This window comes from Flavobacterium sp., from assembly GCF_035299005.1.
Classification (GTDB): Bacteria; Bacteroidota; Bacteroidia; order Flavobacteriales; family Flavobacteriaceae; genus Flavobacterium.
Genome location: NZ_DATGXL010000014.1, coordinates 534,654 through 549,393, shown reverse-complemented (window position 1 = coordinate 549,393; position 14,740 = coordinate 534,654). Strand labels below are relative to the sequence as shown.

At 31.9% G+C, this 14,740-nt stretch carries 15 protein-coding genes; 6 read left to right on the top strand and 9 right to left on the bottom strand.

What is annotated here, in order from left to right; genetic code table 11:
- Positions 1-4: 4 nt before the first annotated feature.
- The 5 genes from VK164_RS11370 to purN form a co-directional block, all read right to left on the bottom strand.
- Positions 5-2,203 carry an ATP-binding protein gene (locus tag VK164_RS11370; protein ID WP_324209455.1) on the bottom strand — a complete coding sequence of 733 codons (2,199 nt, stop codon included), beginning with the start codon at positions 2,201-2,203 and terminating at the stop codon, positions 5-7.
- Between the two features lie 75 nt (positions 2,204-2,278).
- A complete protein-coding gene (gene ettA, locus VK164_RS11365) occupies positions 2,279-3,970 on the bottom strand; it encodes an energy-dependent translational throttle protein EttA (RefSeq protein WP_324209454.1) in 1,692 nt (563 codons plus the stop codon).
- Positions 3,971-4,026: 56 nt separating this feature from the next.
- Positions 4,027-4,209 (bottom strand): CAL67264 family membrane protein, encoded by a 183-nt coding sequence (locus VK164_RS11360; RefSeq protein ID WP_026725732.1) that lies wholly within the window; start codon positions 4,207-4,209, stop codon positions 4,027-4,029.
- A gap of 116 nt (positions 4,210-4,325) precedes the next feature.
- Complete coding sequence (rnhA, locus tag VK164_RS11355) at positions 4,326-4,805, bottom strand: ribonuclease HI (RefSeq protein ID WP_324209453.1); 480 nt, start codon at positions 4,803-4,805, stop codon at positions 4,326-4,328.
- Between the two features lie 9 nt (positions 4,806-4,814).
- Positions 4,815-5,381, bottom strand: coding sequence for a phosphoribosylglycinamide formyltransferase (purN, locus tag VK164_RS11350; RefSeq protein ID WP_324209452.1), 567 nt, complete (start codon positions 5,379-5,381; stop codon positions 4,815-4,817).
- Between the two features lie 173 nt (positions 5,382-5,554).
- Here purN and VK164_RS11345 point away from each other — a divergent pair, with 173 nt between their 5' ends.
- The 5 genes from VK164_RS11345 (at position 5,555) to pyk (ending at position 10,003) form a co-directional block, all read left to right on the top strand.
- Positions 5,555-5,791: an acyl carrier protein gene (locus VK164_RS11345; RefSeq protein ID WP_007137004.1), complete on the top strand. Its 237-nt coding sequence runs from the start codon at positions 5,555-5,557 to the stop codon at positions 5,789-5,791.
- 200 nt (positions 5,792-5,991) lie between these two features.
- The gene (gene fabF / locus VK164_RS11340; protein WP_324209451.1) at positions 5,992-7,245 is read left to right on the top strand and encodes a beta-ketoacyl-ACP synthase II; all 1,254 of its coding nucleotides are present in this window, start codon (positions 5,992-5,994) and stop codon (positions 7,243-7,245) included.
- Between the two features lie 4 nt (positions 7,246-7,249).
- Positions 7,250-7,993, top strand: a complete 744-nt coding sequence (rnc, locus tag VK164_RS11335) for a ribonuclease III (RefSeq protein WP_324209450.1) — start codon at positions 7,250-7,252, stop codon at positions 7,991-7,993.
- 102 nt (positions 7,994-8,095) lie between these two features.
- Positions 8,096-8,569 (top strand): IPExxxVDY family protein, encoded by a 474-nt coding sequence (locus VK164_RS11330; protein ID WP_324209449.1) that lies wholly within the window; start codon positions 8,096-8,098, stop codon positions 8,567-8,569.
- 3 nt (positions 8,570-8,572) lie between these two features.
- Positions 8,573-10,003: a pyruvate kinase gene (gene pyk, locus VK164_RS11325; RefSeq protein ID WP_324209448.1), complete on the top strand. Its 1,431-nt coding sequence runs from the start codon at positions 8,573-8,575 to the stop codon at positions 10,001-10,003.
- Positions 10,004-10,058: 55 nt separating this feature from the next.
- On the opposite strand, the gene dinB is transcribed toward pyk, so the two are convergent.
- Positions 10,059-11,162, bottom strand: coding sequence for a DNA polymerase IV (dinB, locus tag VK164_RS11320; protein WP_414655550.1), 1,104 nt, complete (start codon positions 11,160-11,162; stop codon positions 10,059-10,061).
- 7 nt (positions 11,163-11,169) lie between these two features.
- On the bottom strand, positions 11,170-13,197 hold the full coding sequence (locus tag VK164_RS11315) for a recombinase (RefSeq protein ID WP_324209447.1): 2,028 nt from the start codon (positions 13,195-13,197) through the stop codon (positions 11,170-11,172).
- An 81-nt stretch (positions 13,198-13,278) separates the two neighbouring features.
- Here VK164_RS11315 and VK164_RS11310 point away from each other — a divergent pair, with 81 nt between their 5' ends.
- Positions 13,279-13,749, top strand: coding sequence for a CYTH domain-containing protein (locus tag VK164_RS11310; RefSeq protein ID WP_324209446.1), 471 nt, complete (start codon positions 13,279-13,281; stop codon positions 13,747-13,749).
- Here VK164_RS11310 and VK164_RS11305 read toward each other — a convergent pair whose 3' ends face one another.
- Together VK164_RS11305 and VK164_RS11300 are read right to left on the bottom strand one after the other, a co-directional pair.
- A complete protein-coding gene (locus VK164_RS11305; RefSeq protein WP_324209445.1) occupies positions 13,750-14,226 on the bottom strand; it encodes a septal ring lytic transglycosylase RlpA family protein in 477 nt (158 codons plus the stop codon).
- 46 nt (positions 14,227-14,272) lie between these two features.
- Complete coding sequence (locus VK164_RS11300) at positions 14,273-14,698, bottom strand: hypothetical protein (RefSeq protein ID WP_324209444.1); 426 nt, start codon at positions 14,696-14,698, stop codon at positions 14,273-14,275.
- Between the last annotated feature and the right edge of the window lie 42 nt (positions 14,699-14,740).

Below are 14,740 nucleotides of genomic sequence, written 5' to 3'. Positions count from 1 at the left end.
TTCTCTACTCTTCCACGAATCGTTTTATAACTTCAAATAATTTTTTACTGTCGAATGGTTTTACAATAACTTCGTCGATTTGTGCCTCTTTTATTTTTTCTTCGATGTCTTGTTTATCAAAAGCTGTGACCGCAATAATAGGGATTGTATTGCCTTTTTGTCTGATAATTTTAGAGGTTTCAAAACCATTAATTAATGGCATATTTATATCCATCAAAATAGCATCAAAATTGGTTTTTTCTAATATATCTATTGCCGCATAGCCATCATCAACAATTTCACACTTAAAATTATTGTTTTCTAATAATTTTCTGGTTACCACTTGATTGATTTTGTTATCTTCTACAACCAATATTTTATAGTCTCGTTTACTTGATAAATCTACTTTTAAGTTGTTTATAATTTCTCCCGCTTTTTCAACGTCTGATTCAAATGGAAGAATGAATGTTACTGTAGTTCCTTTGTTTACTTCACTTTCTAATGTAATTGTTCCTTTGAACAATTCTACCATTTTTTTTACAATAGTTAATCCAAGTCCTGTTCCTTGATAATCATCTTCTTTTCTAACTACTTGTACAAATTTTTCAAAAACCTTTTCCTGGTCTTTCTTGGCAATTCCAATTCCGTTATCAATTACTTGAAATTTAATTTGAGTTTTATTTCCGGTTTTCTCTACTAAACTAGCCTTAACAGTTACATAGCCATTGGTGGTAAACTTCAAAGAATTACTAATAAGATTAATAAAAATTTGCGATAAACGAATCTTATCGCCAATTACAACTTCAGGAATATTGCTGTCAACATCAATATGAATTTGGTTGCTATTTTTGATTGCTAAGAAGTATAGCGAATCTTTTATTGTAGCTAATTCATCGTAGATATTGAAAACCATTTCATCTAAAATCACTTGTTTTTCCTCAATTTTGTATACTTTCAAAATATCGTTTACCAATGAAAGTAAATATTTAGCCGAAAACTTTAATGATTTTAAGTGTGGACTGTTAGCTAATTCTTTATGCTCATCTAATATTATATCCGTAATTCCAACCACACCATATAATGGCGTTCTTAACTCATGGCTTATAGTTGAAATAAATTGTGTTTTTAATTGAGATGCTTCTTCGGCTTTTTCTTTGGCTTCTAATAATTCTAAATTGGCTTTTTGTAGTTTTTTATTAATTTTAGCTTTCAATCTATTATTTCTAACAAACGAAAGCAATAATAAAATCAAGATAAAAACAATAATGCTTGAGAAAATGATGAATTGTCGATTGTTCTTTAATTTTTCATCTTGTATTTTTTTCTGGGCTTCAATTTGGCTGATTTTTCTATTTATTTCATCCTGTTGAATAGCTAATCCAGCAACTTTTACTTCATTAATTCGATCTTCATTATAGATTTTATCTTTCAGCTCTTCATGTTTAAGTAAATAGTGATGAGCTTTTTCAAAATTTTTCATTTTAAAATAAAGATTTGAAATATCTTTATAAACCACAACCGCATTTGACTTGATTAACTCTATATCATTTTGTTCACAAAACTCAACAGCTTTTATGTAATATTCTTCTGCTTTTTTAAAGTTATTGAGATGGTTGTAATACAATCCTAAATTAGAATTTAAAGAAATTTTTGCCTCTAATTCGCCTTCTCTGTCAACATAGTTTTTGATTTCGTTGAAATACCTAATCCCTGAATTAAAATCTTCGATAGCAAAATAAGCACTTCCGATATTTAGTTTCGAAAAAGTAATTTCATATTCGTCGTTAAGTTTTTCAGAAAAATAAATTCCTTTTTTGTAGTTTTCAATTCCTTTTTTAAAATTTATTTTTCGATAGCAATAAACGTTTCCTAGGTTGTTATGCAACCACCCTTTAACAGTATCATTAGTGGTTTTATTTGCAAATTCTAATCCTTTATTGTAAAACTCAATCGCCTTTTTATAATCTGAAAATTCCTCGAAGTTTAGTCCAATTAAATTGTATGCTTTGGCTGATTGCAAATAATCTTCATTTTTCAGAGAAATTTCCAATGATGCTTTGGCAAAATTTAATGATTTTTGACATTCTAAATTCAAAAAACTTTTGCCAGCTTTTTTTAACAATTCTTTAGATTTAGCACTATCTGTATCATTAACTTGTGCAACAAGTCCTTGAAAACTAACACTTAAAAAGATTATAAAAAAATATCGCTTTAGGAAGTTCATTTAAATAAGGGGATAAAATGAAAGGTTTAAAGGTAAAAAAATCCCGAATATATTCGGGATTTTTTTAACAAATGTTTATCTGATTAATTTTTTATATTTTATTCTTGTTGGAACGACATCTTTTCCAAGACGTTTTTTCTTGTTTTCCTCATATTCCGAGAAGCTTCCTTCAAAACAATATACTTGAGAATCTCCTTCAAAAGCTAAAATATGTGTACAAACTCTATCTAAAAACCAACGGTCGTGTGAAATAATTACTGCACATCCAGCGAAATTTTCTAAGCCTTCTTCTAATGCACGTAAAGTATTTACATCTAAATCATTAGTAGGCTCATCCAATAGCAATACGTTCCCTTCTTCTTTTAATGTCATTGCTAAGTGAAGTCTATTACGTTCTCCACCAGATAAAGTGGCTACTTTCTTATTCTGATCGCTTCCACCAAAGTTGAAACGAGATAAATAGGCTCTCGAATTTACTTGTCTTCCGCCCATTAAAATTAGTTCTTGACCATCGCAAAAGTTTTCCCAAATCGATTTGTTAACATCAATATTTGAGTGTGATTGATCCACATAAGCTATTTTAACCGTATCTCCAATAGTAAAGGAACCCGCATCTGGCTTTTCTTCTCCCATAATCATTCTGAAAATAGTAGATTTTCCAGCACCATTAGGACCGATAATTCCAACTATTCCAGCTTGAGGAAGTACAAAATTCAAATCATCATATAATAATTTATCTCCAAATGCTTTTGCTACTCCTTTAGCTTCAATTACATTCGTTCCTAATCGAGGTCCATTTGGAATGTAGATTTCTAATTTTTCATCTAATTCTTTTTGGTCTTCATTTAATAATTTATCGTAGTTCTGTAAACGGGCTTTTTGTTTAGTTTGTCGTCCTTTAGCGCCTTGACGAACCCAATCTAACTCGCGTTCTAATGTTTTTCTGCGTTTTGAAGCAACTTTTTCTTCTTGCTCCATACGTTTTGATTTTTGGTCTAACCAAGAAGAATAATTTCCTTTCCACGGAATACCTTCTCCTCTATCTAATTCCAAAATCCAACCTGCTACATTATCTAAGAAATATCTGTCGTGTGTAACTGCGATAACTGTTCCTGCATATTGTTGCAAATGTTGCTCTAACCAAAGTACTGATTCTGCATCCAAGTGGTTCGTTGGCTCATCCAATAATAACACATCTGGTTGTTGCAATAATAAACGGCATAATGCTACACGACGTTTCTCTCCACCTGACAATACACTAATTGGTGTATCTGAATCAGGAGTGCGAAGTGCATCCATTGCGATTTCTAATTTGGTATCGATTTCCCAAGCCCCACAAGCGTCAATTCTGTCTTGTAATTCAGCCTGACGATCCATCAATTTTTGCATTTTATCTGCATCTTCATACACTTCTGGCAACCCAAAATCGTCATTAATTTTATTGAATTCTTCTAGTAATGCAAATATTTCAGCGGCTCCTTCACGAACTACTTCAATTACTGTTTTGGTTTCATCTAATTTTGGCTCTTGTTCTAAATAACCAACTGTATATCCTGGCGCAAAAACCACATCTCCTTGGTAGTTTTTATCCACCCCAGCAATAATTTTTAATAATGAAGATTTTCCCGAACCATTTAGACCTAAAATACCAATTTTTGCTCCATAAAAGAAACTTAAGTAGATATTTTTTAACACTTGTTTATCACTTCCTTGATAGCTTTTACTCAATTTTTGCATTGAGAAAATTACTTTCTTATCGTCTGACATAATTATATGTTTGTTGTTTTATTGTTATTTGAATTGTACTCGTACTTATAAATTATTTACACCCTTCCTTTTAACGCATTAAAAACCCATGCAATAGCAAAGAAACCTACTCCAACAGCAGAAAATCCCCAGCCAGCAACATCTGCATATCTGTAAATTCCTAAACCAATTAAAAGCAAGCCCATTAAAATCATAATAAATGTTGCCCAAGCTAAGATTGTATTTTTATTCATTCCCATAATCTATAAAGTTATATTTTTGATTTGAGTTTTCGAGAAATTTCGGGTAGCAAATATAAGAAATATTGAAAGGATTTAGCAGAAAATAAAAACACATCTTTAATTCAACTGATTTGCTAAATTAATTTTGATTCTTCCTTTTCATAGAACTCGTCAATTGACAAGCTGTTTTGTTGCGAAGCCATAACAGCTAGTGCATCACATCGTTCATTTTGCGGATGGCTATTATGCCCTTTTACCCATTGAAAATCCACTTGATGTTTTCGATATGCTTTTAAAAACCGCATCCACAAATCGGGATTTTTTTTGGCTTTGAAACCGATTTTTTCCCATTGAAATACCCATCTTTTTTCAACAGCATCCACTACATATTTAGAATCGGAAACCACTAAAACTTTGGTTTTTGGGTTTTTTAATTTTTCTAAACCTACAATTACCGCTAATAATTCCATTCTATTATTGGTAGACAATCGAAAACCTTCGTAAAATTCTTTTTTATATGGAGTTCCAACCATTTCCATAACAACGCCATAACCAGCTGGCCCAGGATTTCCCTTGGCGGCACCGTCGGTGTATATGTGGACCTCGTGTGACAAAATTTGAGTTTAGAATTTAGAATTTAGAATTTCTGAAATAACTGTTGGAAAATATTGGTGTTCTAATTCGTGAACTTTTTGTGCAATTTCTTCTGCTGTTTTGCAATCTTCAATATTTACTGTTTTTTGAAAGATAAATTCACCTTCATCATAATGTTCATTTACATAATGAATTGTAATTCCTGTTTCTTTTTCTTTATTTTCTAAAACAGCTTGATGCACATTCATTCCATACATTCCTTTTCCACCATATTTTGGCAATAAAGCAGGATGGATGTTAATCACTTTTGAATATTGCTTTAAAATGTTTTCTGGAAATTTTAATAGAAATCCAGCCAACACAATTACATCAGGTTGAAATTGATGCAACTTTTTAAGTACAAATCCTTCATTTAACTGCGCTCGTGAAAAAACTATAGCTGGAATATCATGATTTTTTGCTCTATCTAACACTTTGGCATCTGGTTTGTTAGAGAAGATAGCGACTACAGTTCCTTGGTTATTTTCTTTAAAATACCTAATTATTTCTTCGGCATTTGACCCATTTCCGGAAGCAAAAAGCACAATTTTTTTCATTTTGGATTGATTTCTTCCCACAAAAAAAAGAATAAAATTTGGTAAAAAATAAAAAAAAGAAGCCTTTGTGAATTATTTTTTTTAAATTCGTAGTCACATTTAGTAACAAAAATGTTGTTTTAAAATAAAGTTTTTTATTTTTGCCAACAAATTAAATTAAAAATTAAAAGATTATGTCAGACATTGCATCAAGAGTAAAAGCGATTATCGTAGACAAATTAGGTGTTGACGAAAACGAAGTTGTAACAGAAGCAAGCTTCACTAACGATTTAGGAGCTGATTCATTAGACACTGTTGAGCTTATTATGGAGTTCGAAAAAGAATTTGATATTCAAATTCCAGACGACCAAGCTGAAAACATTGCTACTGTAGGTCAAGCTATCTCTTACATCGAGGAAGCTAAAAAATAATATTTAAGACATCCATAAGGGGCAACCTTTATGGATGTTATTATTTTTTTACTTTCAGTTTTAAATCTTTTATTAAGATTTTGCAAACATTGATTGTATTACAATCATACCAATAAAAAAAATATGTAATACCCATTGTTTCTTTTAGTAATTATTAAAAGCACTTTGGGTTTTTTTATATTAACCGAAAATTAAAAACTATGCAATTAAAGCGCGTTGTTGTAACCGGTCTTGGGGCATTAACTCCAATCGGAAATAATATTCAAGAATACTGGGAAGGATTAATCACTGGAAAAAGCGGTGCTGCTCCTATAACATATTACGATACCGAAAAACACAAAACTAAATTTGCTTGTGAAGTAAAGAACTTCAATATTGAAGATTACATGGATCGTAAAGAATCTCGTAGATTGGATAAATTTGCGCAATATGCAATTGCTGCAAGTGATGAAGCAATTAAAGACGCTGGAATTACCCAAGAAAATGTGAATAAACACAGAGTAGGTGTAATTTGGGGTGCTGGAATTGGTGGTTTAGAAACTTTTCAAGACGAAGTAATGTATTATGCTAAAGGAGATGGAACGCCAAAGTTTAATCCGTTTTTTATCCCAAAAATGATTGCTGATATTGCACCAGCTCACATTTCTATGAGAAATGGATATATGGGGCCAAATTATACTACTGTTTCTGCGTGTGCTTCTTCTGCAAACGCTTTGATTGATGCGTTTAACTACATTCGTTTAGGAATGTGTGACGTTATTATATCTGGAGGTTCTGAAGCAGCTGTTACTATTGCTGGAATGGGCGGATTTAATTCGATGCACGCACTTTCAACGAGAAATGAAAGCCCTGAAACAGCTTCAAGACCTTTTGATGCCACTCGTGATGGTTTTGTATTAGGCGAAGGAGCAGGAGCATTAGTTTTAGAAGAATATGAACATGCTAAAGCACGTGGTGCTAAAATATATTGCGAAATTGGTGGTGGAGGAATGTCTTCTGACGCATACCATTTAACAGCTCCACATCCAGAAGGAATTGGGGTTATTGCTGTTATGGAAAACACCTTACGAGATGCCGGAATGGCTCCTGAAATGGTTGACCACATCAATACACATGGAACTTCAACTCCTCTTGGTGATGTTGCAGAATTGAAAGCAATTAGTCATGTATTTGGTGATCATGCTAAAAACATTAACATCAATTCTACAAAATCAATGACAGGTCATTTACTTGGGGCTGCTGGTGCTATTGAAGCTATTGCTTCCATCTTAGCTATGAAAAACAGCATTGTTCCTCCAACAATTAATCATACTACGGTAGATGAAAATATTGATCCTTCATTAAATTTAACTTTGAACAAAGCACAAAATCGTGAAATTAAAGTTGCTATGAGCAACACTTTTGGTTTTGGCGGTCATAATGCGTGTGTTTTATTTAAAAAATTAGAAGACTAATTTCATGCGTCGTTTATTAAAAAAAATAACCAAAAATTCCCGTTCTCCAGAAGACGGGATTTTTTTTAAAAAAATTACCACTATTCTTGGTTTTGAGCCTAAAGAATTAAAATATTACCAGAAAGCATTTACCCATCGCTCTACCAACAAGGTCGATGAAAAAGGAAATCCTTTTAACTATGAACGATTAGAATTTCTTGGTGATGCTATGCTAGGCAGTGTAATTGCAGCACATTTGTATAATGAAGTACCGTCAGGAGATGAAGGTTATTTAACAAAAATGCGTTCTAAAATTGTGAGTCGTGAACACTTGAATGAATTAGGACGCGATTTCAATTTGGTTAGTTTTGTAGAGAGTAAAGTAAATTCAAACCAGTTTGGAGAAAATATTCATGGAAATTTATTTGAGGCTTTTATAGGCGCAATTTATTTAGACAGAGGATTTGAATATTGTGAAAAATTCATTCGCACAAAAATTATCAAACAATATGTTGATATTGCCAAACTAGAAGGAAAAGTTATCAGTTATAAAAGTTTAATTATCGAATGGTGCCAAAAAGAAAAGATTCCTTTTTCATTTGATTTTGTGGAAGATAATGGTATAGAGGGTCAAAAATATTTTGGCGTAAAACTAATTATTGACCAAAAAATTATAGCAAAAGCTAGAGCAACTTCAAAGAAAAAAGCAGAAGAAAAAGCTTCACAAAGAGCTTATTTTGCTCTGCAAGAAAAAATTTCTCAAAAATAATTCAAAACTAAAACGTTTGCGTTAGTAAATTAACGTTAAGAAGCGTTAAACTGCAAAATTTTAATAGATTTTAATACTATATTTACATTCAAATTGTATCTGATGGCTATTCATAAAATTCAAATAAACGATTTTATTTCAGATGATTATGAACTAATTGCGATTCATTCTTCGTTAGATGATTACAAATTAGCCTATGCCATCAATAAAATTTTGGACACTCGTTTAATTAAAAATGAGTCCAACATTGAAATCGCTATTCCGGAAGGAAAAAGCGCTTTTAGTAATTACATATTTGATGATGAAAAAAGTGATGTTCAATGGAGTTTAATAGAAAACAAAACTACCATTGTAACTTCAAAAAAGAAAGTCGCTCAATTGTTTGACCAAGTAGATATTACTGTTTTTCTTTTACCTGAGTATAAAAAAGCGGATTATCTCTTAAAAATTGAAAACATTGATTACGATTTTGATGAAGAGGATATGATAGAAAAATTGTTATCTATTAAAAATGTAACTACAGTTTATACAATTGAAACAACAAATTTAAAATCTAAAAATAATTTAATTTTTTAAAAAATGTCGACGAACAAAAAGACTAAAATTGTAGCTACTTTAGGTCCTGCCTGTAGCTCAAAGGAAGTAATTAAAAACATGATTGATGCTGGAGTTAATGTTTTCAGAATTAATTTTTCACACGCAGATTATACAGACGTGTCAGAACGCATCAACATTATTAGAGAATTAAACGACGAATACGGATATACCACTTCTATATTAGCTGATTTACAAGGTCCAAAATTACGTGTAGGTGTTATGAAAGAAGATGTTGTAGTAAGTAAAGGCGATATCATTACTTTTACCACTGCCGAAGACGTATTAGGAACTGCATCTAGAGTATATATGAACTACAAAGAGTTTCCAAAAGATGTAAATCCAGGCGAAAGAATCTTATTAGACGACGGAAAGCTAATTTTTGAAGTAACTAAAACAGACAAAAACACAGAGGTTGAAGCAATGGTGGTTCAAGGTGGCCCACTAAAATCAAAAAAGGGAGTTAACTTACCTAACACAAAAGTTTCGTTACCAGCTTTAACTAAAAAAGACATCAAAGACGCTGTTTTTGCTATCGAAAACAAAGTAGATTGGATTGCGCTTTCGTTTGTAAGAACACCTAAAGACTTAGAAGAATTACAAGATTTAATTGCGAAGCATTCGGATCATAAAATTCCAATTATTGCCAAAATTGAAAAGCCTGAAGCAGTTGAAAATATTGACAAAATTGTTGCTTTCTGTGACGGATTGATGGTGGCTCGTGGTGATTTAGGTGTAGAAGTTCCAGCAGAAGAAGTGCCTTTGATTCAGAAAAAATTAATTCATAGAGCAAAAACAGCGCGAATTCCAGTAATTGTGGCCACACAAATGATGGAAACTATGATTACAAGCTTAACACCAACACGTGCCGAAGTGAACGACGTTGCCAATTCGGTAATGGACGGAGCTGATGCAGTGATGTTATCTGGTGAAACTTCTGTAGGAAATTATCCTGTAGAAGTAATTGAAACGATGACACGTATTATTGAAAGTGTAGAAGATTCTCCACTAATTAAAGTTCCTTTGACGCAGCCACATGTTAGAACCAAACGTTTTATTACAAAATCAATTTGTTATCATGCAGCTGTTATGGCTGATGCTATTAATGCAAAAGCTGTTACTACGTTAACCAACTCTGGTTATACTGCGTTCCAAATTTCGGCTTGGAGACCAAAATCACATATTTTAGTATTTACATCTAACCGAAGAATTTTAACACAATTGAACCTTTTATGGGGCGTGAGAGCCTTTTTCTATGACAAATTAGTGAGTACAGACGATACTATTGACGACATCAATAAAATTTGTGTGGAAAAAAAATACGTAAACAAAGGCGACATGCTTATCAACTTAGCGGCAATGCCAGTAGTTGAAAAAGGAATGGTAAACACCTTAAGGGTTTCTGAAATAGAGTAACATTTTACCTTTTTACATACAAAAAATCCGTTTTGAAATTCAGAACGGATTTTTTTTAAAACTCAAAACGCAATTGCACTGAAACACTTTTTTGAGGTAAAAAAGTTTTGCTTTTTTCTTCATTGTTCAAATTGTGTACCGAAATACCTAATAATCTTACGGAATTTTTCAAACGTTCTTGATACAATAAATCTTTAGCTACATCTGCAATAATGGCTTTGTCGCTTACAAAATAAGGTAATGTTTTACTTCGCGTTTGTAAAGTAAAATCGGAATATTTGATTTTTAATGTAATAGTTTTTCCCGAAATTTTGCTTTTTTGTAAGCGTTTTTCGAGTTCTTTAGCAATATTTTGCAGCCGCTCTTCCATATAAATTTCAGAAGATAAATTTTCGTTAAACGTGCGTTCTGCTCCAACGGATTTTATTTTCCTATTTGGTTTAACAGCACTGTTGTGAATGCCTCTCACAATTTGATAATAATGTAAACCACTATTACCGAAATGTTTTTCTAAATATTCCAATGACTTTTGCTTCAAATCAAAACCTGTAAAAAGACCTAATTGGTACATTTTCTCTGCGGTAACTTTGCCTATACCATAAAACTTTTTAACATCTAATTGCTCTAAAAAAGCTTCTACTTCATCAGGATTTACCGTTTTTTGTCCATTAGGTTTGTTGTAATCGGAAGCTATTTTTGCCACAAATTTATTCACTGATATTCCAGCCGAAGCCGTTAAACCCACTTCTTCAAAAATGCGTTTTCTAATTTCTTGAGCAATTAAAGTAGCGCTTGGATTCCCTTTTTTGTTTTCAGTAACATCTAAATAGGCTTCATCAAGCGACAAAGGTTCAACCAAATCTGTATAATCGAGAAATATCTTTCGGATTTTTTTGGAAATTTCTTTGTACCGGTCAAAACGAGGTCGTACAAAAATCAACTCAGGACATAATTTTTTAGCCTGTATGCCACTAATAGCACTTCTAACGCCATATTTTCTTGCTTCATAACTTGCGGCGCTTACAACGCCTCTAATTTCACTTCCGCCCACCGCTAAAGGTTTTCCTTTCAACTCAGGATTGTCCATTTGTTCCACAGACGCATAAAATGCATCCATGTCGATATGAATAATTTTTCGTTGTAAAGACATGTTTCCCATAGATTAATTATTCTGTTGGAAAAAAGAAACTCATTGGCTTACTTAAAAATTGTTTTTTTATTGACGAAAAAATCGGCATTAACTCGGCCACTGGAATGTTTCTAGAACGAAAAGCCAATCCTAACGACAAGCCAAAACTAACTAAAAAATTAATCAATCCGATGACTCCTATGCCGAAAATTCCCCAAAACAACATAGTATTACTCACCACATAATTAGCACCATAAAGCCCTAATGCTAAATTTCCGCTAGCAAAAGTGATGTGTCGAATATCTAAATTCAAGCCTAAAAACAAACCTATAGAAGCAGTGCTTCCTAAAAAAATACCAAACCAAAGATTTGAAATAATTCCCGACCATTTTTTATCGTACCAGGTAGCTAAGTTTTTTGTTCTCGTTTTTCCAAAGGTCATTTTCAACCATGGATGTTCTTCGATTCTGTATTTTACTTCAAAATGTTTGTCCCTATTGGATACGCTTCCAGATATAATTCCAGATAAAAACAAGAAAAACCCAGCAATTGCAGCATGAACTATTGCCAAAGAGTGAATTGGACTTAAATCGCCAATTAATTTGGTCCACTTGACTTCAGCAATATTATAATCTAGTACAATATCAATAAGCCAAATTCCTATCAAAGAAACTGGAAAAGCCATGGCTACATTCCCCACAAAAGCAATAAACTGAGAACGGAACAATCGGGCGAATAGTTTAGCAAAACTTTTATGCTTTTCATTGGCCGAGAGGGCTTGCTTCTTTAAACCATCTTCTAAAGCTGTAATTAAAGCCGCAGCGGTCATGGCGGGCTGTTTTGTGGCTAGGGTAAAACCTAACAAATAAATAAAAACAAACCCAAACGAATAATTTAGACTATATAAAAAAGCGTGTCCAAAACCACTTGTTTGTACGGTTGAAAGCGTTAATTTAATAATACACAAAAATCCAACAATTAATCCGCCTCCGAGAGCAGCATACAACATTTTAAAATATTCTTTTTTACTTTCGGTTATATAATGTTCGCCCGTTTTGGCGGTGTGTTGCGTAATTTCATAAGATAATAACTGCGTACTTTCACTGACTAATTTTCGAACATTTGTCTTTTGGCAATTGTATTTAATTAGCTTTATGGCCAATTCAATTGTTTTTTCTTTTTTATCAGCCGGTTTGTCAATTACTAAAATAGGCAACAAAACACCTAAACGATATAATTGCTGTTTAATACGAAGTAAGTTTTGATTTACACGCAAAGAAATTCCGTATTTTGAAGAGTTTTGAAAGGCTTTTTCAATAAATTCGTTACATTGCTTATACAAAACTAATAATTGTCTATAATTGATATCCTCTGATGTTACAAAAAAATCTTTTTCTTTTTGTTTAATAGTGTTTTGAATGGCAGCTAATTCTTTTTCAAACGCAGCAAAAGGGCTTTCTAATTTATCATATTCAGGTACCATTTTTAAAACTTCGCTTTCCAAAGCCTTTCCACTACTTCGTTGCGATAACAAATTCATAGCTTGTAACACTTCATACAAAGGCGAACTTTCTTCTGTTGTGTTATAAATTGAATTAAATTCCAATAAATCATAGATTTCTTCCAATTCTTTTTTGGGAATTTTATTAATCCAAATAGGATCTGAATCTGCATAAAAGATTTGATTTAAAACATACTGTAAAGTATCTTTTGGTGCTTGATAAGGTAAAATTTTAGCAAAAACTCGCTTTCTAACTTCGTAAAAAAAATCAGTGTCTTGTAAGATTCCCGCATCGGTAAGAATTCTATCAAAATTTTTATTATCTAGAAGAGAGTGAATATATGTTATAAGGTATTTTTTTTCTGTTGGATTTTGAATCAAAAAATGCAAAATGTTAGCAATTGAAACCTCATCATTTTCTTTGGGTTTATGTGGTCGAATAGTATTAACCAATGAAACTAAAACATCAATGGCATCTTCTTCTTTCCAAAGTTGAAAATCATTAAAATACATTTTACAAATCCCCTCAAATGTATCTGTACTCCTTTTTTTTACTATGCTCATGTTTTTGTTTTGTCAATATTGTAAATATACGAATAGAAACATTTTTTTTTGTACTTTAGTTACCTAAATAAATCATAAACTTTGAAAGAAATAGAGCGCAAATTTTTAGTTACTTCTACTGATTTTATTTCAGAAAGCACCATTTCTAACCGAATAGTTCAAGGTTATTTGAATTCCAATCCAGAACGTACCGTTAGGATTCGCATCAAAGGAAACAAAGGTTTTATAACCATCAAAGGCAAAGGAAATGAATCAGGAACCACGCGTTTTGAATGGGAAAAAGAAATCCTTGTTGCTGAAGCCGAACAATTATTGTTATTATGCGAAAAAGGAGTAATTGATAAAACTCGTTATGAAGTGCCTTTTGGCCGACACATATATGAAGTTGACGTTTTTTATGGAGAAAATGATGGTTTAATAGTAGCCGAAATCGAACTTAAAAATGAGAATGACGCTTTTCAAAAACCAAACTGGCTAGGCAAAGAAGTTACAGGAGATAATCGGTATTATAATGCTTATCTATGTAATATGCCTTATAAAGATTGGAATTAATTATTCTACAAGTTCAAGGTTAACTTTGATATGACCTCCATATTTTGAAGGAGCAATTTTCATAAAAGCAGCTTTTGATAAGTCAATATCTCTTCCTTTTACAAACGGACCTCTATCATTAACTGTAACAATAACTGATTTTTTAGAAACAATACTTGTTACTTTTACCTTTGTACCAAATTTAAGTGTCCTATGTGCAGCAGTAAATTTTTTATTATTGAAAATTTGTCCGCTCGCCGTTCTTCTTCCAGTAAATCTATCATGATAATAAGAAGCATGAGCGTTTCCTTTAAAAAATTTTGTTTTTAAATTATCAATAGAATCTTGCTTTTTGATGGCAATAATTGCTAGAGAATCTTGCTTTTTTATACTATCTAAAATAGCTGTTTCTCTGACAAAAATTTTACTTGTGTCAGAGAAACTGCTTATAGCTGTAATAAGTACCACAAATGGAATGATATATCTTAATTTTTTCATTTTTAATTTGTTTTAAATCCTTATTACCAAATAGTGTACCAAAGGCTTAGTTTAACCAATTAGCCCATGGTAATCTTGATAAAATCAGAAGTAATCCTAATGTATAAAAAATGGCAATTTTTTTGAATTTACCATTATTGCTTTCTTCATTCTTATGTTTAGACCATCCAATTGTAATTAGTGCTAATGCAATAATATTAATTAACGGGTGCTCTAATGAAGTTAATCTTAAAGCTGCTTCTTTCATTTGTCCAAAAGATTCTAATCCAAGTGGAGAAACAAAATACAGAATTAAACCTGCTAATAATTGCATATGACATACAATCAAAGCAAATAATGAAATACTTCTATCTTTTGACTTAAACAAACCTTTAGATGTAAGACCAAAAATAGCATTGATAGTTGCAATAAACAATAAACCCAAAGCCGCATAAGCTAAATAAGAGTGAACAGAAAGAATCGTGTTATACATAGTTAGTTTTTTTATTGTGAATTACAAATATAAGAAATAAAA